17 protein-coding genes and 1 pseudogene are annotated in these 21,040 nt (G+C 61.7%); 11 read left to right on the forward strand and 7 right to left on the reverse strand.

Annotated features, from left to right (window positions below; translation table 11 throughout):
* The first annotated feature begins 15 nt into the window (after nucleotides 1-15).
* The 3 genes from BM036_RS03355 to BM036_RS03365 are packed head-to-tail and all read left to right on the forward strand — an operon-like array spanning nucleotide 16 to nucleotide 3,126.
* Nucleotides 16-1,236 (forward strand): ABC transporter substrate-binding protein, encoded by a 1,221-nt coding sequence (locus tag BM036_RS03355; RefSeq protein ID WP_091848818.1) that lies wholly within the window; start codon nucleotides 16-18, stop codon nucleotides 1,234-1,236.
* Nucleotides 1,237-1,286: 50 nt separating this feature from the next.
* Complete coding sequence (locus BM036_RS03360; RefSeq protein ID WP_218144768.1) at nucleotides 1,287-2,177, forward strand: branched-chain amino acid ABC transporter permease; 891 nt, start codon at nucleotides 1,287-1,289, stop codon at nucleotides 2,175-2,177.
* A gap of 4 nt (nucleotides 2,178-2,181) precedes the next feature.
* Nucleotides 2,182-3,126 carry a branched-chain amino acid ABC transporter permease gene (locus tag BM036_RS03365; RefSeq protein WP_091848820.1) on the forward strand — a complete coding sequence of 315 codons (945 nt, stop codon included), beginning with the start codon at nucleotides 2,182-2,184 and terminating at the stop codon, nucleotides 3,124-3,126.
* Nucleotides 3,127-3,138: 12 nt separating this feature from the next.
* Here BM036_RS03365 and BM036_RS03370 read toward each other — a convergent pair whose 3' ends face one another.
* Both BM036_RS03370 and BM036_RS03375 read right to left on the reverse strand, forming a co-directional pair.
* A complete protein-coding gene (locus BM036_RS03370) occupies nucleotides 3,139-4,146 on the reverse strand; it encodes an Ldh family oxidoreductase (protein ID WP_091848821.1) in 1,008 nt (335 codons plus the stop codon).
* Nucleotides 4,147-4,249: 103 nt separating this feature from the next.
* Nucleotides 4,250-5,749 (reverse strand): annotated as a pseudogene (locus tag BM036_RS03375) (putative bifunctional diguanylate cyclase/phosphodiesterase); the annotation flags it as partial.
* Nucleotides 5,750-6,066: 317 nt separating this feature from the next.
* On the opposite strand from BM036_RS03375, the gene BM036_RS03380 reads away from it, so the two are divergent.
* Nucleotides 6,067-6,813 carry an SDR family oxidoreductase gene (locus tag BM036_RS03380; RefSeq protein WP_091848823.1) on the forward strand — a complete coding sequence of 249 codons (747 nt, stop codon included), beginning with the start codon at nucleotides 6,067-6,069 and terminating at the stop codon, nucleotides 6,811-6,813.
* A 55-nt stretch (nucleotides 6,814-6,868) separates the two neighbouring features.
* Here BM036_RS03380 and BM036_RS03385 read toward each other — a convergent pair whose 3' ends face one another.
* From BM036_RS03385 to BM036_RS03395, 3 genes are all read right to left on the reverse strand, one after another.
* The gene (locus tag BM036_RS03385; protein ID WP_091848979.1) at nucleotides 6,869-7,735 is read right to left on the reverse strand and encodes a substrate-binding domain-containing protein; all 867 of its coding nucleotides are present in this window, start codon (nucleotides 7,733-7,735) and stop codon (nucleotides 6,869-6,871) included.
* A gap of 29 nt (nucleotides 7,736-7,764) precedes the next feature.
* Nucleotides 7,765-9,810 carry a TonB-dependent receptor domain-containing protein gene (locus BM036_RS03390; protein ID WP_091848824.1) on the reverse strand — a complete coding sequence of 682 codons (2,046 nt, stop codon included), beginning with the start codon at nucleotides 9,808-9,810 and terminating at the stop codon, nucleotides 7,765-7,767.
* 93 nt (nucleotides 9,811-9,903) lie between these two features.
* Nucleotides 9,904-10,854: a LysR family transcriptional regulator gene (locus BM036_RS03395; protein ID WP_091848825.1), complete on the reverse strand. Its 951-nt coding sequence runs from the start codon at nucleotides 10,852-10,854 to the stop codon at nucleotides 9,904-9,906.
* Between the two features lie 146 nt (nucleotides 10,855-11,000).
* Between BM036_RS03395 and BM036_RS03400 the strand changes: the two genes are divergently transcribed.
* The 6 genes from BM036_RS03400 to nfsA all read left to right on the forward strand — a co-directional run bounded on the left by BM036_RS03400 (nucleotide 11,001) and on the right by nfsA (nucleotide 17,283).
* The gene (locus tag BM036_RS03400; protein ID WP_091848826.1) at nucleotides 11,001-11,948 is read left to right on the forward strand and encodes an ABC transporter substrate-binding protein; all 948 of its coding nucleotides are present in this window, start codon (nucleotides 11,001-11,003) and stop codon (nucleotides 11,946-11,948) included.
* Complete coding sequence (locus tag BM036_RS03405; RefSeq protein WP_091848827.1) at nucleotides 11,948-12,970, forward strand: FecCD family ABC transporter permease; 1,023 nt, start codon at nucleotides 11,948-11,950, stop codon at nucleotides 12,968-12,970. Before BM036_RS03400 ends, BM036_RS03405 begins: the two co-directional genes overlap by 1 nt.
* 7 nt (nucleotides 12,971-12,977) lie before the next feature.
* Complete coding sequence (locus BM036_RS03410) at nucleotides 12,978-13,979, forward strand: FecCD family ABC transporter permease (protein WP_091848828.1); 1,002 nt, start codon at nucleotides 12,978-12,980, stop codon at nucleotides 13,977-13,979.
* Nucleotides 13,976-14,800 carry an ABC transporter ATP-binding protein gene (locus BM036_RS03415; protein ID WP_091848829.1) on the forward strand — a complete coding sequence of 275 codons (825 nt, stop codon included), beginning with the start codon at nucleotides 13,976-13,978 and terminating at the stop codon, nucleotides 14,798-14,800. The genes BM036_RS03410 and BM036_RS03415 overlap by 4 nt, the downstream gene beginning before the upstream one ends.
* Nucleotides 14,801-14,900: 100 nt before the next feature.
* Nucleotides 14,901-16,469: a hypothetical protein gene (locus BM036_RS03420; RefSeq protein WP_091848830.1), complete on the forward strand. Its 1,569-nt coding sequence runs from the start codon at nucleotides 14,901-14,903 to the stop codon at nucleotides 16,467-16,469.
* Between the two features lie 82 nt (nucleotides 16,470-16,551).
* On the forward strand, nucleotides 16,552-17,283 hold the full coding sequence (gene nfsA, locus BM036_RS03425; protein ID WP_091848831.1) for an oxygen-insensitive NADPH nitroreductase: 732 nt from the start codon (nucleotides 16,552-16,554) through the stop codon (nucleotides 17,281-17,283).
* Nucleotides 17,284-17,382: 99 nt separating this feature from the next.
* Here nfsA and BM036_RS03430 read toward each other — a convergent pair whose 3' ends face one another.
* Complete coding sequence (locus tag BM036_RS03430; protein ID WP_091848832.1) at nucleotides 17,383-19,017, reverse strand: long-chain-fatty-acid--CoA ligase; 1,635 nt, start codon at nucleotides 19,015-19,017, stop codon at nucleotides 17,383-17,385.
* 237 nt (nucleotides 19,018-19,254) lie between these two features.
* Between BM036_RS03430 and BM036_RS03435 the strand changes: the two genes are divergently transcribed.
* Nucleotides 19,255-20,220: an SLAC1 anion channel family protein gene (locus BM036_RS03435; protein ID WP_091848833.1), complete on the forward strand. Its 966-nt coding sequence runs from the start codon at nucleotides 19,255-19,257 to the stop codon at nucleotides 20,218-20,220.
* 19 nt (nucleotides 20,221-20,239) lie between these two features.
* On the opposite strand, the gene BM036_RS03440 is transcribed toward BM036_RS03435, so the two are convergent.
* Nucleotides 20,240-20,965, reverse strand: a complete 726-nt coding sequence (locus BM036_RS03440) for an HNH endonuclease family protein (protein WP_091848834.1) — start codon at nucleotides 20,963-20,965, stop codon at nucleotides 20,240-20,242.
* Nucleotides 20,966-21,040: the final 75 nt, after the last annotated feature.

Raw genomic sequence — 21,040 nt, forward strand, 5'->3', positions numbered from 1 at the left:
AGAAGGGGAAACAACATGCTCAAGAACTGGAAGACAGGTATCACCACCGTAGCGGCTGCCGCTGCGGTTTCACTACCCATGGCCGCCAGCGCGGAGCTGTCCGACGATGTGCTGAAGATCGGCGTCCTCAGTGACATGTCCGGTGTCTACAAGACACTGGAAGGTCCCGGCGCGGTCATCGCGGCGGAAATGGCTGTCGAGGATTTCGGCGGCTCCATCATGGGCAAACCCATCGAGATTGTCTCCGCGGACCACCAGAACAAGGCAGACATTGCAGCCAGCACGGCCCGCGAGTGGATTGATGCCGACAACGTGGACATGCTCACCGCACTGGATAACTCCTCCGTCGCCCTGGCGGTACAGGGCCTGGCGGCCGAGCGCAAGGTGATCACCCTGAACACCGGCGCCGGCACCACTGCCCTCACCGAGGAACAGTGCACACCCTACGGCATCCACTATGTCTATGACACCCACGCCCTGCCGGTGGGCACGGCCACCGCCATGGTCAAGAACGGCGGTGAGAAATGGTTCTTCCTTACCGCCGACTATGCCTTCGGCCATTCCCTGCGGGACAACACCGGCGCCGTGGTGGAGAACCTGGGCGGCGAAGTCGTCGGCAGCATCCAGCACCCACTGTCCACCAATGACTTCTCGTCCTACCTGTTACAGGCACAGTCGTCCGGCGCCCAGGTGATTGGCCTGGCCAACGCCGGCCAGGACACCGTCAATGCCATCAAGCAGGCCAACCAGTTCCAGATCGTACAGGGCGGGCAGAAGCTGGCCGGCATGCTGGTGTTTATCACCGACGTGCACAGCATGGGCCTGGACATTGCCCAGGGCCTGCAGTTCACCACCGCCTTCGTATGGAACCAGGACGAAGAGGCCCTGGAATGGTCCAACCGCTTCTACGAGCGCCACGGCGCCATGCCCACCATGGTGCAGGCCGGGGTCTACTCCGCCGTCAGCAACTACCTGAAAGCCGTGGATGAGGTCGGCTCCGACGACAGTGACGCAGTGCGGGCGAAACTGGGTGAGATGGAACTGAACGACTTCTTCGTAAAGGGCGGCAAGATTGCACCCAACGGCTCCATGCTGCACGACATGTACCTGGTGGAGGTGAAGTCACCGGACGAGTCCGAAAGCGAATGGGACTTGCTGAACGTGGTTTCCCGCATTCCGGCAGACCAGGCCTACATTTCCATGGAAGACACCAAGTGCAGCCTGGTTAACAAATAACCATACGCATCATTCGCCAATAACAAGAAAAGGGGATAACCGACGTGTCGATGCAGGTCATCCTGGCCCAGGCACTGCTTGGGCTGAACGTAGGTGTGTTCTACGCCATGCTGAGCCTTGGCCTGGCGGTGATATTCGGGCTGCTGAATATCATCAACTTCGCCCACGGCGCCATGTACATGCTGGGGGCGTTCATCGCACTGATCGGTTATTCCTACCTGGAACAATGGTTCGGCATCAGCCTGCAGATCGGCTTCTGGGGGTCGCTGATCGTGGCGCCCCTGGTGGTCGGCCTGCTGGGCATTATCATCGAGCGCACCATGCTCAAACGCCTGGCCGACCTTGACCATATCTACGGGCTGCTGCTGACCTTTGGTATCACCCTGATTCTGCAAGGGCTTTTCGCGAATTATTTCAATGTTTCCGGCACCCCCTATCCGGGCCAGCCGGAAGTGCTGGGCGGCGTGCTCAACCTGGGGTTCATGTTCTTCCCCACCTACCGCATGTTCGCCATCGTCTTTTCCCTGGTGGTGTGCTTTGCCACCTGGTATGTGATTGAACACACCCGCCTGGGGTCGAGACTGCGGGCCGGCGTGGAAAACCCACAACTGACCCAGGCCTTCGGCCTCAACGTGCCTCTGATGGTAACGCTGACGTTTGGCTTTGGCGCCGCCCTGGCAGGGCTGGCAGGGGTGCTGGCGGCACCCATCTACTCGGTCAGCCCACTGATGGGCGCTGACCTGATCATCGTGGTGTTCGCGGTGGTGGTGATCGGCGGGATGGGCTCGATTATGGGGGCCATACTCTCCGGCCTGGCCCTGGGGCTGGTGGAGGGCCTGACCAAGGTGTTCTACCCGCCGGCGGCCAACACCGTGATTTTCTTCCTGATGGTGCTGGTGCTGCTGTTCCGCCCGGCCGGTCTGTTTGGCAAGGAGAAGTAACCCCATGATGAATAAAGTCCTGTTTGCCATCATGCTGGTCGCGGGCCTGGTTGCGCCCTTCCTGGCCTACCCGGTGTTCGTCATGGACCTGCTGTGCTTCGCCCTGTTCGCCTGCGCCTTTAACCTGCTGCTGGGCTATGCCGGGCTGCTGTCGTTCGGACATGCGGCCTTCTTCGGTGGTGCTGCCTATATTGCCGGTCATGCCCTGAAGGTATGGGGATTCCCGCCCTTGCTGGGTATTCTCGCCGGTACCGGCTTTGCCTTCCTGATCGGAACCGTTTTCGGCTTCCTGGCGATCCGCCGCCAGGGCATCTACTTCGCCATGGTCACCCTGGCCCTCGCCCAGATCATCTACTTCCTGTGCCTGCAGCTGCCCTTCACGGGTGGCGAGAACGGACTGCAGGGCATTCCCCGGGGCGAGCTGCTCGGGTTTATCGACCTGGGGAACGAGATAACCATGTATTACCTGGTGTTCGCCATCTTCCTGGTCGGTTTCGGCATTATCTATCGGGCCATCCATTCGCCCTTCGGTGAGGTACTGCAGGCCATCCGGGAGAACGAGTCCCGCGCCCTCTCCCTGGGCTACGACGTGGACCGCTTCAAGCTGCTGGCCTTCGTGCTGTCGGCCACCATGGCAGGCCTGGCAGGTTCCACCAAGGCACTGGTGTTCCAGTTTGCCTCGCTGACGTCGGCCCATTGGCAGACCTCCGGCGAGGTGGTTCTGATGACCCTGGTAGGCGGCATGGGCACGGTATTCGGACCGGTGCTTGGCGCCATCACCGTCGCTACCCTCACCCATGAGCTGGGCTCCTTCGGCTCATGGGTCCAGGTGATACTGGGGACCATTTTCGTGGTGGTGGTGCTGGTGTTCCGCAGGGGCATTATTGGTGAGATCCACCATTTTGTGGAGCAACGCAAGGCAGCCCGGGCTTCCGCTGACAATGACTGAGGAGCCTCCTCCTCAGTCGAGCAACCCTTTCAGGTACGCCAGGTCAGCAGCGGTGATGGCCACACCCAGTCGTTGTGACTCGGCCCGCTGCCGGTAACGCCGGTCTCCGGGCTGGCGCGTCTGACCGACACCTACCATTGCCTGTACCAGGGTCTCCGTCCTGTCGGCGAAGTTGCTGCCTGCACCACGGGCCGGATCAATAACGATCAGCAACTCCCCTGTCCAGGGGGTTTTGGCACCCGGGTGGCCAGACCAGTCGAACTCAAAGGAAAAGTTGCCCCCGGTGAGCGCGGCTGCCATCAGTTCCACCATCATGGACAGGGCTGAGCCCTTGTAGCCACCGAACGGTAGCAGGGCGCCCCCATCAAGGATCTTTTCGGGGTCGCAGGTAGGCTGACCGTCGGCGTCCACCCCGTAGCCTTCAGGCAGGGTCTTACCCTCCTTCGCCGCAATCTGCACATCGCCGTGGGCAATGGCACAGGTAGCCAGGTCGAACACCAGCGGGTCATGGCCGGTGCGGGGGGCGGCGAAGCTGATGGGGTTGGTGCCGAACAACGGCTTGCGGCCACCGGCAGGCACCACACAGGCCATGCTGTTGACCAGTGCCAGCGCCACCAGGCCCTGTCGGGCGAAGGGTTCCACATCGGGCCAGAGCGCCGCAAAATGGTGGGAGTTACGGATCGCCATCAGCGCGATGCCGTTTTGCCGCACCTTTTCCAGCAACAGCTCCCGTCCCGCCTCAAGGGCGGGCTGGGCAAAGCCATTGCCAGCGTCCACCGCGACAAACCCCGGCGCGCAATCCTCGACAACCGGCTGTGCATTGCCATCCACCCAACCGCTAGCCAGTGTCGACAGATAGCCCGGCATCCGGAAAACACCGTGGCTGTCTGAGCCGTCCCGCTGGGCGCTGGCGCAATTTCGGGCAAGCACATCGGCAGCGGTTTCAGAGGTGCCGTGTCGGCGAAAGACCTGGGTCAGCAAGGACACCAGTTCATCAAAGGGAATGCGTTCCTGGGACATGGCCTGACTCCTGCAGATTCCGGGATCCGTTAACCATGCGTTGATTACTGGTCTCTGTCAAAACCCTGATATGGCGATTAGAAGAACCCGAGACCCGCGCCGCTCAGGCAACCGACTCCAGCCGGTGGAAATGTTCAAGGAACCCCGGCAGATCTTCCGCAGGCATGGGGCGACCAAGGTGGTAACCCTGTACCATGTCGCATCCCGCAACCTTGAGATGCACCACCTGGTCCCGCGTCTCCACACCCTCCGCCACCACTTTCAGCGCCATGCGCTTGGCCAGGATAATGGTGGATGACACGATCGGGCTGTCGTCGTGGCTGTTGCAGATCGTGGAGATCAGGCTGCGGTCAATCTTCAGCTTGTCCACCGGTACGGCTTCCAGGTGGGCAAACCCCGCGTATCCGGTACCGAAATCGTCCAGCGCCAGGCGAATACCGGCCTTGCTGAGCTCGTGCAGATGGACGACCGCTTGTTTGTCCAGCATGGCGGTTTCGGTGATTTCCATCTCCAGCATACCGGGCGAGACCTGGCAGGCTTCCAGGATCTCCGCGACCTGCCCCGGGAATTCCGGCCGGGCCAGCTGATGGGGCGATACATTCACAGCCACTGGCACCGGCTCCAGGCCTGCTTTCCGCCACTGGCCCACTTGTTCGCAAGCCAGGCGAATCACCTCCAGCCCCAGCGGTATCACAAACCCGCTGCTTTCCGCCAGGCCAATAAACCGGTCCGGATACAGCAGGCCAAACTCCGGGTGCTGCCACCGGACCAGGGCTTCCACGCTGGTCACCCGCATGGTTTCCAGGTCCACCTGGGGCTGGTAGTGGAGAACGAACTCCCGGTTGCCGAGTCCGTCAGCAAAGGACTGCTCCAACAGAAAGCTTTCCACGTCCTTGCGGTTCAGGGACTGATCAAAGAAACGGTATTGGCCCCGTCCGGCCTGCTTGGCCGAATACATGGCTGCGTCAGCGCCCTGGATCAGGTCTTCCAGGGACTGGCCATCCCTCGGACAGATTGCGATACCAATACTGGGACTGTTGTTGATCTCCACGCCATCCAGCTCGTAGGTGGAGGACAGCTTCTGGCTGAGGCCGACGACCCAGCTTTCTATGGAACCCTCCGTCTGATCCCCCGCCAGCATGACCACGAACTCGTCGCCGCCGAACCGGGCGGCCAGGTCTTCCTTGCCCAGTGACCGCTGTATCCTGCCGGCCACGGCCTGCAGCAACTGGTCCCCGACCTGGTGACCCAGTGAGTCGTTGATAGCCTTGAAACGGTCCAGGTCGATAAAGATCAGTGCACTCAGCCTCCGTTGACGCCGTTGCTCCGTCAGCAGGCTGTTCGCCAGATCGATAAACTGGCGCCGGTTAAGCAGGCCGCTGAGGTGGTCGATGGCCGCTGCCCGGCTGCTGCGGGCATGCTCGGTTTCCAGCCGTTCGATCAGTTCCGCATTGGCTTTCTGGGAGGCCTGCAGGGCCTGGAACGCCGCCTGTTGACTGCTCAGGGATCGCTTGAGCCAGAAGGTGATGGCGGTGACCAGCAGGGTCATAAGCAAATTGAGAATCAGCTGACGGAACTGCAACGCCTGCAACGGTGCAACGATTCCCGGTATATCACGGGTAGTCAGCTCAATGTAGGCAGGGTCCTGGCGAAGACTGAGCACCTGATAAAGGAACGACGACCAGATAAAGCCGACAATCAGGACACCCAGAAGAATGGTAGCGTAGCGAACATGGTTCGTAGGCGGCGGCTGGATTGGGGCCATGACTCTTGTCTCACTGAAAACCAGGCTGGAGAAAACACAACACACCCTCCAATGGCCATAATCCCGTTCCGGCGTTGGAACATTGACGCCGAGTGGCAAGACTACGCAAGCTGCATGTCATTCACGTGACAGGTCTTTGATAAAGGAAGGTTTCAATGCGCAAGAACATTCTGATTACCGGCGCCAGCACCGGCCTGGGTGAGGGCATGGCGAGGGCCTGGGCGGCACAGGGCTGCAACCTGGCCCTGTGCGCCCGCCGGACAGACAGGCTGGAGCAGTTGCAGGCCGAGTTACTGGAAAAGCACCCGGGCATACAGGTAACCGTGCGCCCACTGGATGTCTGCGATTACGACCGGGTATTCGAGGTTTTCAGAGACTTTCGGGACGAGCTGGGCACCCTGGACCGGGTAATCGTGAACGCAGGTATGGGCAGCAAAGCCGCCATCGGCCATGGTGATTTCGCCTCCAACCGGCAGGCGGCGGAGACCAACTTCGTTGCCGCCATCGCCCAGTGCGAAGCCGCCATGGAAATCTTCCGTGAACAGAACAGCGGACACCTGGTGCTGATGTCCTCGGTCAGTGGCGTGCGGGGTTTCCGTGGGCCGTTCAATGTCTATGCGGCCACCAAGGCTGCCGTGGCGTCACTGGCGGAAGGGTTGCAGCTGGATACCGAGGGTACACCCATCAACGTCACCTGCATCTTGCCCGGGTACATCCTTACCGATATCAACCGGGAGGTGAAGAACGCCCCCTTCCGGGTGGACCTGGAGACTGGTGTGCGGGCACTGGTGAAGGCTATCGACAGCGAGAAACGCCGGGCGTACGTGCCCTGGTGGCCATGGACACCGTTGAGCTACCTGCTAAAGGCCATGCCGTTCCGGCTTTTTGCCAGGGCCATGTAGTAAAAGGAAAGCGGATTGACTGCCCGGGCGTTACCTTGCCGGCCAGCCACAGATGCTAACGGAGCGCGTCGACGACTTCCTCGACCTGCAGACGCACACTCTGCAGCCCGCCACCGGAGAGGTACCACAGTTCCGGTGACAGCACAGTCACGTCAATCGCCCCACCACCGGCAGCGCCCAGGTCCCCGCGCAGCTGGTCGACATCCAGCGGCGGGTCCCCAATAGCCGCACTGCGGTCGACCACCAACAGATGAGAGGGCGCCATGGCGGCAATGTCTGCCGGCGTGAGCGGTGTGAACACCCGCGTACCCCGGGTCACACTTTCCACGCCTTCGGGAACCCGGGGAGCTTCCAGGTTCAGCAACTGGAACACCACCGGCTCGTCCCGCAAGGAGAACTTGCCCTGGTTGTGGGTTACAACAGCGACGGGGTCACTACCGGCCAGCCCATCCCGCTGTTCCTCCACGAACCGCCACAACTGATCCAGCTTCTCACCGGCTTCATCCAGTTGGCCATAGAGGGTCGCCAGCCCCAGCACCCGGATCTGCACCGCTTCGCGGTAGTCATCCCCCAACAGGGAGACGTCCTGTACCTGGGTAACGGCCTGCAACTCCTCCAGGCTCTCCGCCTGACGGCCGGTGACCAGTACCATATCCGGGGCCAACTCACGGACCACAGCCAGGTCCGGCGTTTTGAGGTTACCCGCATCCGGTCGACCGACCGAAAGGCCGCTCAGGTACTCGGGCAACCCGGTTTTCGGAATCGCCACGATTTTCTGGCCGAGCCCCAGGGCCACCAGGGTATCCGTGGCGCCGTGGTCAAAGCTGATCACGTCCGGCCCGGCGGGTTCCTGGCTCAATGAGGCGCAGCCCGTGAGAATGGCGATGCCCAGGGCAGCCGTAACCAACGATTTCATTGTCATATCCATGCTCTCCAATCCATACTTCCCAGTCAGAAGTCGACGGTCAGGCCGACATTAAGGCGACGGCCGTCCAGTACGACGCCGTAGGTGTCATTGGTCACTCCCTTGTCCACCACGTTGTACAGGCCAGCCTTTACCCGGGCGCAGTCGTTAAGGGCGTAGACCATGCCCACATCGACGAAGGTGTAGTCGGGGGTGCCGTCGGCCATGCTGGTCCGGCTCAGGTAATCCGTGGTTTCGCCCCGGTAGTTCCCATCCAGCCAGAGGTTCAGGCGCTCAGTCGTCTGCCAGTCCAGTCCGGCGTTCGCCATGTGTTTGGGAATCTTGTTAAGGGGCTCACCCTCGAAGTCACCCGACTTCTGCTCTGAGTCTGTGTAGGTATAGCTGGAACTGAACGTCAGGGTTGGTGTAATGCCGTAGTCCAGGGATAGCTCGATCCCCTGCATGGACGCTTCGTCGATATTGTCCCGGGTGCTCAGGAAAAGATAGTTGTTACCCTCGTAGGCGCACTGCCAGGTGGATGGGTCATCGCGATCCCCGCCGGGATTACAGAAACGGTCCTCCGCAATCTTGTCGTCGAACTCGGTGTAGAACACCATGGCGCTGGCATCAAGGTCAGTCGCCAGGCTGTTAAACACAAAGCCGGCTTCATAGCTGACGCTGGTTTCCGGCTCCAGGTCCTCGTTGCCAATAATCAGTGCCCGGGGGTGCGGCGCGGGTGAACCACCGCCCCCGGTACCCCGCCCAAAGCCTTCCGTAGCCTCCGGCAGGCTGGGCTGCTTGTAGCCTGTGGAAACGCCGCCCTTGAAGGTCCACTCCGGTGTCAGCCGATAGTTCGCGTAGACCCGGGGCGTCCAGTGCCCACCAAAGAGCTCGTCGTCGTTATAGCGAACGCCGGTGGTAATGCTCAGGTCATCCAGCACACCCCACTCCACCTCGGCGAACAGGGCGGCAATCCAGCGGTCAACGCTGCGGGTGGCGGTTGGAATACCCGTTCCCAGCAGACCGTTGGTTTCATCGGTCAGGTCTTCGTATTTGTACTGGCCGCCAAAGGTGACGATGTGGCGGCCCATCAGCCAGGTACCCTGGCTGTTGAGCGTGGTGATTTCCTCCTTTTTCTCCAGATCCTGCACACGCTCGGACTCATCCCTCTGCAGGTAACTGTCCAGGGTCAGGTTACCGTAGGTTCCACGGTGACCCAGCACATACACCTCCTTCTGGTATTCATAGGTACTGGCCTCGTTGGGGTTACCGCTGCTATCCGCCTCTGCGATACTCACGCCCGGGTTATGGGTGAACTCCAGTTCCGCCCGGTTATAGCCCAGCTCGATTTCGTTGTTGTCATCCGGCGTGAAAATCAGCGTGGCGCCGCCCTGGCGCCGGTCGCTGTCCGGCGTACTTTCTGCGTTGTCGTCACCACCGATGTAGTGACTTTCATCGGTTCCCTGCCAGGAGCCATTCACCTGGAGTCCGAGCAATCCCGGAATCAATCCGCCGCTGCTGTACAGGCTGACCTGCCGGGCATCCTCGTTTATATCATTCAGGGACTTGGTGTATTCGGTAGTGATAGACCCACTCCAATCGTCCGTCGCCTTTTTGGTGATGATGTTGATGACACCGCCCATGGCCTCTGATCCGTAGAGGGACGACATGGGGCCACGAATCACCTCAATGCGCTCGATAGCGGATACCGGTGGCAACGCGATCTGCTTCCCCCCGTCCTGGCCATTGGTGTTGATGTTGCGGCCTGCAGAAACCGGGCGACCGTCCACCAGGTAGAGTGTGTAGCCCTCGGTCATGCCCCGGATGGTTATATCCTGCGCATTGCCACCACCGTTCACGAAAACACCTGGAATGTTCTTTACCGCATCGGTGATATCCGAGTATGACCGCTTACGCAGCTCCTCACCGGGAATCACCGAGATACTGGCCGGCGCGTCGGAAATGTTCTGCTCAAAGCCAGAAGCAGTAACAACGATTTCCCCAAGTTCCAGGGGTGAGGACTGGGCCAGCAACGGCGAACCCCAGGTTGCCAGGGCAACTGAGGACGCCAGGAGGGTCACGGGACGACGCATGTAATTCTCCTTTGTGTTCAAGAGTGCAGCAAAAAACTCGCATTTAATGCGAATAAATATCATTTGCGACGGACATTAACACAAAGGCAATATTTATTGCGCGGAATGATATGTTCCGGATTCCGGAACGATCCGGGAGGTTCCGCTGGCCAGGCGCCATTCCGGTGGAACCGACGCCCTCAGGTGCTGGATAAACATCCGGCTACGGCGGGGCAGGATGCCGTGGGGGTAAAGCAATGATACCGGCAGGACCGGCCCATGCCATTCGGGCATGCACAGTTCGAACTGACGCGGGTGCGCGTCCAGCCGACGATCCGCAAGCCAGTGGGGCATCAGCCCGACGCCTCTGCCTGCAGCAATGGCATCGCCCTGCACACAATACTGGTCCACGCTGAACCGACCTGTCCGGCAACGTATTGTCCAGGGACCATTGACCGGATGATTCAACTCGACGCCCTGCTCATCGCCCCCCAACATATCAATCCAGGTGTGCTGGTCCAGCTCGGACGGCGATTGAGGGCAACCCCGGCTGGTGAAGTAAGACGGACTCCCATAGACACCCTGCGTCAGGTGCCCGAGCACGTCACAGCGGAAATTACCTTCCGGTACCGAACCCAGCCAGACACACACAGCGTCCGTCATCGCCTCCGGTGGTTGCTGCTGGGTCCGGATACTGACCTCCAGGCCCTCATGCTCTCCCATAAACCTGTCCACAACCCCGGCGAACCATCCCCGCACGAAGGCTTCATGGCAGCGTAGCTCCAGCACGCCGGTCACCCCTTCCCTCAGCTCGTCCAGCGCCTCATGCCCCTGGGATACCAGTGCCAGGATCTCGTGGCTGTACCGGTAGAACAGCCGGCCGGCGTCATTGGGGTAGATTCGCCGGGACTGGCGAAGCAGCAGCGGCTGACCGACCGCTTCCTCGAGCTGGCGGATGCGGCGACTGAGCGTCGACTTGGGCAGGTCAAGCTCCCGACAACTGGCGGTCAGGCTGCCGGTGCGGACAACAGAGGCGAAAGCCTCCAGTTCCCTGAGGTCGTACATTTCGCAATCGTTCCATTTTGTGCAACAGGTCGTGCCAATCTAGCACCTTTCAATATTTAATGTGAATCATTATCATTAAAAGAGTTGCTTGCTATATACTCTTGAGCGCATCGCAGGCCACCCGTCGTGGCCACTACGGAGAAACCATGCAGACATCCCTTATTCATCGCGTCCGTCAGGGGCTGGCGGCTGGCCTGGCCATGCTGGCGATCAGCCAGAACGCCCTGGCCGAGACCCGCACCATCGAAACCCTCTACGGAGACGTCATTGTTGAAGGCCAGCCGGAGCGCGTGGTAACCCTCTACGAAGGCGCGCTGGACTCGGCCATTGCCGTTGGCGTGCAGCCCGTGGGTGCCATCATTACCCGGGGCGGCCAGCATGTGGCGGGCTATATCCGGGAAGCGGCCGGCGATATCGCAATCGTGGGTGCACCGGGGGAGACCAACCTGGAAGCCGTCCTGGCCTTGCAGCCGGACCTGATCCTGGCCACCCGACAGACCAGCAGGGACCAGTACGAACTGCTGTCGCAGATGGCACCCACCATCGTGCTGGATGTGCCAATGTTCCGGCAGGACACCTGGAAGCAGGAATTGGCCGGCTTCGCCCGAGCCCTTGGCCGGGAGGGCCAGGCTAACGACGTCATTGCCCGGGTTGGGCAACGTGCGAAAGAAGTCCGCAAAAAGGTGACCGGCAGCATACCGGAGCAACAGCGCGATACCGCCCTGGTCCGCTGGATGCCCCAGGGTCCGCTGGTGATGTCAGAAAACCTCTTCTCCGCCACCGTGCTGGCCTCGGCAGGGTTCGAGGTCGAGGATGGTGATATCGTCAAGGAAGGTCGCCCCCACAGCCAGCCCCTGAGCCAGGAAAACCTGTCGCTCATGGACCAGGAGTGGATCTTCCTGGCCACCATTAATGACGACGGTCGCGAAGCCCTGGACGCCGCCCGCCAGTCACCCGCCTTCAAGCGCCTGAAGGCCCACAGCGATGACCGGGTGGTACCGGTGGACGGCCACCTATGGACCAGTGCGTCCGGCCCGCTGGCCGCCCTGGCCATTCTTGATGACATAGAGAACGCGCTGTCGCAGCAACCCTGATGACCGATTACGCCTGTCAGCGCACGCCTGAATCCCGTGCCCTTGTGCCGCCACTGCCTGTGGCGGTTTTTTTCGCTCTTGCCGCGGCAATGGCCAGCCTGTTGTGGGGCGCCGGCCCAGTTGGCCCGCTGGAAGCCTGGCAGGTACTCACGGGGAGCGGCGGTGACGAAGCCCGCTTCGTGGTCATGGAACTCCGACTGCCCAGGATGGCCACGGCGATGGCAACCGGCCTGGCCCTGGCAGTGGCCGGCGCCCTGCTACAGGCCCTGACCCGGAATCCGCTGGCTGAGCCAGGGCTGCTTGGGGTCAGTGGCGGAAGCGCCTTTGCGGTCACCCTCGCCATTTTGCTAGGGGCCAGTTCCGCCACCATGACCACCCTTGTTGCCCAGGCCGGCGCCCTGGCCGGGTGCTCCCTGGTGATGCTGGCTACCCGGTCCCGCGGGCTGGCAGCTGACCCGGTGCGCCTGGTGCTGGCCGGGGCCACGGTAACCGGCCTGCTGTTATCACTGACCTCAGTGATGATGCTGGCCGACCAGCGGGCCGCCGACGAAATCCGCTTCTGGATTACCGGCAGTATCGCCGGCACCTCGTTAGCCGACCTGGTTGCCGTTCTGCCGTCCATGGCGCTAGCGGGTGTTCTCGTCGTGATCGTGGCATCGCCGCTGGCGGCCCTGTCACTGGGCGAGCGTGCCGCCATGGGGCTGGGGCACCGCCCCGGGCGGATCCGCGCGCTGGTCGTCGTTTCAGTGGCATTACTGGTGGGAGGGGCCACCGCCCTGGCAGGACCGCTGGTCTTTGCCGGGCTGGTGGTACCGTTCATTGCCCGCGCCTTGGCCGGGCCGGATATTCGCAAAACCCTGAGGCTGTGCCTGCCCATTGGCCCGGGCATGATCCTGGTGGCCGATACCCTGGCCCGGGTCATCGGTGCGCCGGCGGAGCTCCCCCTCGGGGTCATTACCGCCATGCTGGGCGCCCCGGTACTGCTGATCATCGTGCGCTCCGGGCGCATACCCACCCTGTGAGGCTGTTATGTCAGAACTGCTGATACAGCACCGGAACATTGCTGCCAACCTGGTCCTGGCCGCCACTCTTTCACTGGCCATGGCCATGGCCCTGGCGCTGGGAACGGTCAGCGTTCCCCTGGACGGTCTGTGGGATGCATTGCTCGGACAAGGCAACGCCATGCACCGGTTCGTGGTTCAGGAACTGCGCCTGCCACGGGTGCTTGCCGGTGCCCTGACCGGCGCCGCGTTTGCCCTGGCCGGCTGCCTGATGCAGACCGTGGCCCGCAACCGGCTGGCCACCCCCGGCATTATCGGCATTGATAACGCCGCCACTGCATTCGCCGTTGCTTCCGTGGTGGGCACCGGTATCAGCCTCGCCCCTTCCGCCATGGCCCTTGGCGGGGCAGCAACCGCTACCGCACTGGCCTTTGGCCTGGCGGGGGCCAACGGCACCCGGGGTTATCGGTTTATTATCGCCGGTCTTGGTATCGGCGCCATTGCGGGCGCCACTACCCAGGTGATGCTCAGCCGGGTGGCCATTGATGCGGCCAACGCCGCCTTCCCCTGGACCGTGGGTAGCCTGAACGCCCGATCGGCGACAGCGGTATCTGTGCTCGCTGTTGGCCTGGTAACGGGCTGGATTGCGGCCCTGTTGCTGGGCCCGTCGCTGAATACCCTACAGTTCTCTGACCCGGTAGCCATTAACCTGGGCACGCAACTGAAGCGGGTGCGCACCCTGAGCCTGGCCTGTGCGGTGCTGCTCACCGGGCTGGCAGTGGCCGTAGCCGGCCCGGTGGGTATGATAGCCCTGCTGGCACCGGAGCTGGCCCGGGCCCTGTCCCGTCCCGGCAGGGTGCCGCTGACCGCCTCGGCCCTGGCCGGTGCCGGTTTCATGGTCACCGCTGACCTGGCCGGCAGGTTGCTGCTGGCGCCCCTGGAACTGCCTGTAGGCCTGATTACCGCTATCGTGGGCGCACCCTACCTGATCTGGATACTTGTAAAACCGTCCTCACGGAGCCTGACATGAGCCAGCCCCATGCCCTCCCGGCTAACGACCATTCCGAGCAGCCAGGCCTGGCAGTACAGGCGCTATCCCTTGCCCACGGACGCCACCCGGTGATCGATGCCCTGGACCTGGAACTGCCACCGGGAAAGGTCACCGCCATCGTCGGCCCCAACGGTTGCGGCAAGTCCACCCTGCTCAACGGCCTCGCCCGGGTGCACGCTCCCGCCGGGGGTGCGGTGCTGCTGGATGGCAGGGATATCCACACCCTGCCCAGCCGGGAGGTGGCGCGCCAACTGGCCCTGTTACCCCAGGACAATACCGCGCCGGAGGGCCTCACTGTTACTGACCTGATCCGCTTCGGCCGCCAGCCCCACCAGGGCTTTCTCAGGCGATGGACGGAACAGGACCAGGCGATCCTTGACCAGGCACTGGCTGCAGCAGATCTGGACGACCTGGCCGACCGTCCGCTGGATACCCTCTCCGGCGGGCAGCGCCAGCGAGCCTGGATTGCCATGAGTATCGCCCAGCAAACACCGTTGCTGTTGCTGGACGAACCCACCTCCGCCCTGGACCTGGGCCACCAGATCGAAGTTTTCGAACTGATCCGCCAACTCGCCGGCCAGGGCAAGACCATTGCCATGGTGGTCCACGACCTGGTGAGCGCCTGTCGCTACGCCGATCACCTGGTGGCCATGGCCGATGGTCAAATCCTGGCCCGGGGTGCGCCCTCTGACATCCTCGACCCGGCCCTGATCCACCACCTGTATGGGGTCCACTGCGACATCCTGCAGGACCCGGCGGACGGCACCCCGGTGCTGGTAAACCTTCGCAAGTCATTATAAAAACGGATAATTACGGAAGGCGGTCGTCCGGGCTTGTCATCAAGCTGTAATCGCCCGGAGTTATAAATGCGGCCACATTTATTTCTCCGGAGATGCAGTAATGTCCGCCAACGCTTCCCTGCTTGTTGAACAACTCTGGCAACTCAAACGCCTGGTGGACCGGGGCGAGTGCGCCGACATTCAGTTTGTTCACCTGAACAACCTGTTGCGGGAACCCAACTATCGCGCCGACGTGCTGCGCCGGGCGGAGGCCTCCGGCTCCGAGAAAGTCCGTAAACTGGTCGGATCCATCCGCGACCAGGACTCCGGGATGCCCCTGATGGCCAATACCGGCCCGCAGTACATACCGGAGGCGGTCAAGTCAACACCACGCAAACGCCGTCACCTGATATGGCTGGCGCCGCTGGTGGCTGCTGGTGCTGCGGTATCGGTCGGGTTTACCGCACTGGAACCACAAACCATCCGGATCAGCGAAAACATCACCGCCCCGGCCACCTGGGAAGGCGGCAAGACCTACGTACTCGAAGACATAGTGTTCGTGGATAACACCACCCTGACCATCGAAGCCGGCGCCACCATCCTGGGTGAAAACGGCTCCGCGCTGATCGTAACCCGGGACAGCCAGCTGTTTTCCCGGGGCCGGCCAGGCCAGCCAGTGGTGTTCACCAGTGCCCGGCCAGAAGGTGCACGTAGCCGCGGTGACTGGGGCGGCGTGGTTCTGCTGGGTAATGCCCCGGTCAACCAGCCCTCCGCCCAGATCGAGGGTATACCCGCCAGCGATCAGCGGGGAAGTTTCGGTGGTCCCGACGCAACCGATAGCTGCGGGGTGGTGGAATACACCCGCATCGAGTTCGCAGGCTTCGAGGTCTACCAGAACAATGAACTCAACGGCCTGACCCTGGGTGGCTGCGGCAGCAATACCATCGTGCGCCATGTGCAGGTTCACCGTGCGCTGGATGACGGTATCGAGATGTTTGGCGGCACCGTGGACCTGAAGCACATCCTGGTGTCCGGCGCTGCAGACGACAGCATTGACTGGGACTGGGGCTGGCGGGGCCGGGTGCAGTTCGCGGTTATCCAGCAGCACGCCGATGTGGGCGACAACGCCTTTGAAGGGGACAATAACGGCGACCAGCACGAGACCACGCCCCGTTCAGAACCGGTATTCTACAACGTCACCCTTGCCGGTACCGGACATGGTGCGAAAGCCCATCGCGGCATGGTGCTGCGGGAAGGCACCGGCGGCCACTTCCACAACATGATCATCGACAGCTATGCCATGGAAGCCGTGGACACCCGGGATGAAGTCCGCGCCCTTGCCGCCGGAAAACAGCTCGTTTTCAGCGATAACATCATTGCCGCCACCGGCACTATGGGCAGCCGTCAAGCGGAACAGGGAGCAGACGACGATGATTACGGCTTTGACGAAGAGGCCTGGCTCAGGAGCCCGGAGAACCGCAACCACCTCAGCATCAGCAGCGCCCTGCATCCGGCGGCTCGGCACCTGACCGCACCGGACTTCCGGCCCCGTATTCCCAGCCGGGACATGCCCGCCACTGCACCGCCCAAGAGCGAGTTCTTCGATGAGTCGGCCACCTTCTCTGGCGCCATCAACCCGAAGAACCCCGGCAGTTGGCTGGAGGGCTGGACCGCGTTCCCGGAATCCTGACCGGGAAAATTGTGTAGAATGCTCTCTTTTCGGTGACAGGACGTACACCCGTACACTCACGATCTGAAACCAGAGAGATACCATGAACGAGGTTATCGATTTACTGAAATCACACCGCTCGATCCGCAAGTTCACCGAGCAGAAGATTCCGCAGGAGACGTTCCTGGAGCTGATCCGTGCCGGTCAGAGTGCAGCCACGTCCAACCACGTGCAGGCCTATTCCATCATCCACGTGACCAGTCCGGAGAAGCGGGCGAAGATTGCCGAGCTGGCCGGCGGCCAGAAATACGTGGAAACCTGTTCCCACTTCCTGGTGTTCTGCGCCGATATGAAGCGCCCCACGGACTCCGCCGAGCGGGCCGGCGCCGAGGTCATCCGCGGCATGACCGAGCAGTTCCTGGTGGCCAGTGTGGATACCGCCCTGATGGCCCAGAATGTCGTAGTGGCCGCAGAATCCGAAGGCCTGGGCATCTGCTACATTGGCGGCATCCGTAACAACCCCGCCGAAATCAGCGATCTGCTGAAACTGCCTGAGCACGTCTACCCGGTGTTCGGTCTGTGCCTGGGCTACCCGGACCAGGACCCGGAGGTGAAACCCCGGCTGCCGGTGGAAAGTATCCTGATGGAAGACGAATACCGTGAAGACGCCGCCTCGGTGGACGGTTTCGATGATGTGATGCGCACCTACTATGGCGCACGCACCGGCGGCACCAAGGACACCAACTGGTCCGAGCAACTGAGCCCGTTGTTCAATGCCAAGCTGCGCCCACACATGCGGGAATTCCTGGTCAAGCGGGGCTTTGAACTGAAGTAAGCCGGCGTTCACCGCCAACAAAAAAGAGCCGCCGGGGTGACCCGACGGCTCTTTTTGTGTTCAAGGCCCTGGCGAGACCTCGGGCCCCGCCATCCCGCCTTACTCGGTGGGCAGTTTATAGTCCTTGAAGTTCTCCCGCAGCTTGGCCTTCTGCAGCTTGCCGGTGGCACCGTGGGGCAGTTCGTCCACGAACACCACGTCGTCCGGCAACCACCACTTGGCCACCCGTTCCTCGAGGAACTGGAGCACCTCTTCCTTGGTGACTTCCGCGTCGGGTTCTTTCACTGCCACCAGCAGCGGGCGCTCCTGCCACTTCTCGTGGCGGATACCGATCACAGCCGCCTCTGCCAGCTTGGGATGGGCGATGGCTTCGTTTTCCAAGTCGATGGAGCTGATCCACTCGCCACCGGACTTGATCACATCTTTCACCCGATCCACGATTTCCATAAAGCCATCCGGCGAGATAACCGACACGTCGCCGGTATGGAACCAGCCGTCCGCATCGATGGCCTTCTTCGTGGCTTCCTCGTTTTCGTAGTAACCACTGATCACGGCGTTACCGCGAACCAGCAGCTCACCCTGGGACTCGCCGTCATGGGGCAGGTCGTTGCCTTCGGCGTCAACAATCTTCATTTCCACACCGAACATCAGACGGCCCTGGGTACCACGGAGTTTCAGTTCCTTCTCCCAGTCGCCACCACGCTGGCTCGGCCGCGGCGTGGCCACGGTGCCCAGCGGACTCATCTCGGTCATGCCCCAGCCCTGGATAGCCTCGACGTTATGCTTCTCCTTGAACTCCTGGATCATGGCCTTGGGCAGGGCCGAACCACCGATCAGGGTGCGTTTAAGGGTGCTGAAGGTCTCGCCCTTCTGGCGCTTGTGGGCCAGCAGCCCCAGCCATACGGTGGGTACGCCCCAGGCGTCAGTGACCTTCTCGTCCTCGATCAGGTTGGACAGGTTCTCACCGTCCAGTGCCGGCCCCGGGAACACCAGCTTCACGCCGGCGATCAGGCCAAAGTAGGGTGTGCCCCAGGCGTTGACGTGGAACATCGGTACCACCGGCAGGATGGTGGAGTTCTCGTCGATGGGCACCCCGGAAATGCTCAGCACAAAAAGGGCGTGGAGCACGTTGGAGCGATGGCTGTAGAGTACGCCTTTGGGGTTGCCTGTGGTGCCGGAGGTGTAGCACAGGGACGAGGCGGTGTTCTCGTCAAACTCCGGCCACTCGAACTGATCGGACTCGCCCTTGATCAGGGTCTCGTAGCAGTAAACCCGCGGCAGGCTGGTTTCCGGCATGTTGGCTTCATCGGTCATCACCACAAAGCCCTCCACATCCGGGAAGTGCTCGTAGAGCTTTTCCAGCAGCGGCAGGAAGGTCAGGTCCACGAAGATGAACTTGTCTTTCGCGTGGTTGACGATGTAGATCAGCTGGTCTGCCGGCAGGCGCGGGTTCATGGTGTGGCAAATGGCGCCCATACCGGAGCTGGCGTAATACACCTCCAGGTGCCGGTAGTTGTTCCAGGCGATGGTGCCAATCCGGTCTTCCTCGCTGGCACCCAGCTTTTTGAGGGCGTTGGCCAGCTGGCGGGTGCGCTGGGCCATCTCCGGATAGGTGTAGCGATGGATGCCTCCCTCGGTGGTACGGGAAACAATTTCCTGGTCCGGGTAGTTACCGGCAGCAAACTCCAGGATCTGGGAAATGAGCAGGGGGCGATTCATCATCAAGCCGTGCATGGCTTTTCTCCTTTATTCTTGTGCTCTGAGGGTGAATGTTATTACGGGCTGTTGTTATCGGTACGGATACGATATAGCGGTGGATTGGATGGAGGCAACCCGGATAATTGATTTTCTCAGCCATTGATGAACTTTTGGCCAACATCCAGGCTGGCAAGGTGACTTTGTCACTGTGTGCCCGTACCAGAGCGGCTATCTTTGAGGAAGGTAAACATTTCGAACAGAGGTAAGCGTCGTATGGAACAGGTGCACCCATCCAGGTTACAGAACTTTCCCATCTCGTGGTTTGCCATGGTGATGGGCCTCAGTGGTTTCACCATCGCCTGGCACCGGGCCGAAACCAGCCTGGAACTGCCCTGGGGAATCAGCCCTGTGCTGCTGGTCGTCACCATCGGGATCTTCGCCCTGCTGGGTCTTTGCTACCTGGCCAAGGCGTTGCGCTACTGGCCGCAGGTCCGGGGCGAGTTCGGCCACCCCATCAAGCTGAACTTCTTCCCCACCATTTCCATCGGGCTGATCCTGGTCAGTATCGCGCTGTTGCCCTACAACGCGTCGGTATCGCTGATGGTCTGGGCCCTGGGCACCGTCCTGCACCTGGCATTCACCCTCTATGTGCTGTCGGCCTGGGTTCACCACACCCATTTTGAAATCAACCATATGAACCCGGCGTGGTTCATTCCCATCGTAGGCAACATCCTGGTGCCCATTGCGGGAGTACACCATGCCTCGCCGGAGATCTCCTGGTTCTTCTTCAGTATCGGCCTGGTGTTCTGGCTGGTGTTACTGACCATCATCTTCTATCGGATGTTTTTCCATAACCCGCTGCCCGGAAAGCTGCTGCCAACACTGTTTATCCTGATCGCACCGCCGGCGGTGGGTTTCATTTCCTGGGTCCAGCTCACCGGGGCCCTGGACAGCTTCGCAAGGATTCTCTACTACACCGCGGCCTTCCTGACGCTGATGCTGCTGACCCAGGTACAACGGTTCCTGAAGCTGGAATTCTTCCTGTCCTGGTGGGCCTATTCGTTCCCTATGGCCGCTATCACCATCGCCACACTGCTGATGTATGCGCAGCTGCAGCTGCCATTCTTCCGCGGCCTGGCCATGGTTCTGCTTGGGTTGCTGTCGCTGCTGATCGCGGTACTGCTGTATCGCACCGGCATGGCAGTGGCACGGCGCGAGATCTGTATTGAGGAAGGATAGGACTCTTTCGAATCGGGCCTCAGCGTGAGGCCCGGATTCCACACTGCGCAACCTGACGACGCAGGTTATCCATTTCGCGGCTGGACGGCGCAAGCTTGTAAACCTTTACGATCCGCAGGAACCTGGCCACGTACTGGCAGCGGCCCGCAGGTGGCACCCACTGGTCCGGGCCCCGGGCGCCCTTGCTGCGATTGAGGCTGGCCTCCACCGGCATCAGGTTCACCGGATCATTGGCAAAGGCTTCACGGCGATCCCGGGACCAGTCACTGGCACCCCGCTCCCAGGCCCAGGCCAGCGGCACCACGTGATCGATATCCACGTCACCCGCGTTCTGCAGCACATTACCGGTGAACGGTGAAATCCAGCGGCCGGTGACCACCCGGCAACGGCGTTCGTCAGCAAACCGCACCCGGGTGGCGGAGGTGGCAATCAACGCCTCGGCCCGGCTGTCCTGGCAGTCGCCGTCCCGGTCGTCCCAGCCATGGCCGAACTCACTGCGCTGGTAACCCTTGCTGACCGGCTCGTTCCCCGACCGGCTGATGCCATCGGGCAAACGGCCACCCGCCGCCAGGCAGGCGTCGACATCCGGGTATGGGGTGAAGTCCCTGGTGCGTTCGTACCACGGGCTGTGTGGGGGATGACACAGGCCCGAGGAGGACTGCTTGATGGTGGCGACTGCATCCGCTGCCGGGATCAGCCCCAACAGGAATACCGCCACCAGGCTTCGACAACGAACTGAAACCATGGAGTTCCCAGATACAACAGGTAATTCGGAGGGCTAGCGGAGGGCAGCCCTCATCCTGGCGGGCATTCTACGGAC

This window comes from Marinobacter segnicrescens (assembly GCF_900111555.1).
GTDB classification, from domain to species: Bacteria; Pseudomonadota; Gammaproteobacteria; order Pseudomonadales; family Oleiphilaceae; genus Marinobacter; species Marinobacter segnicrescens.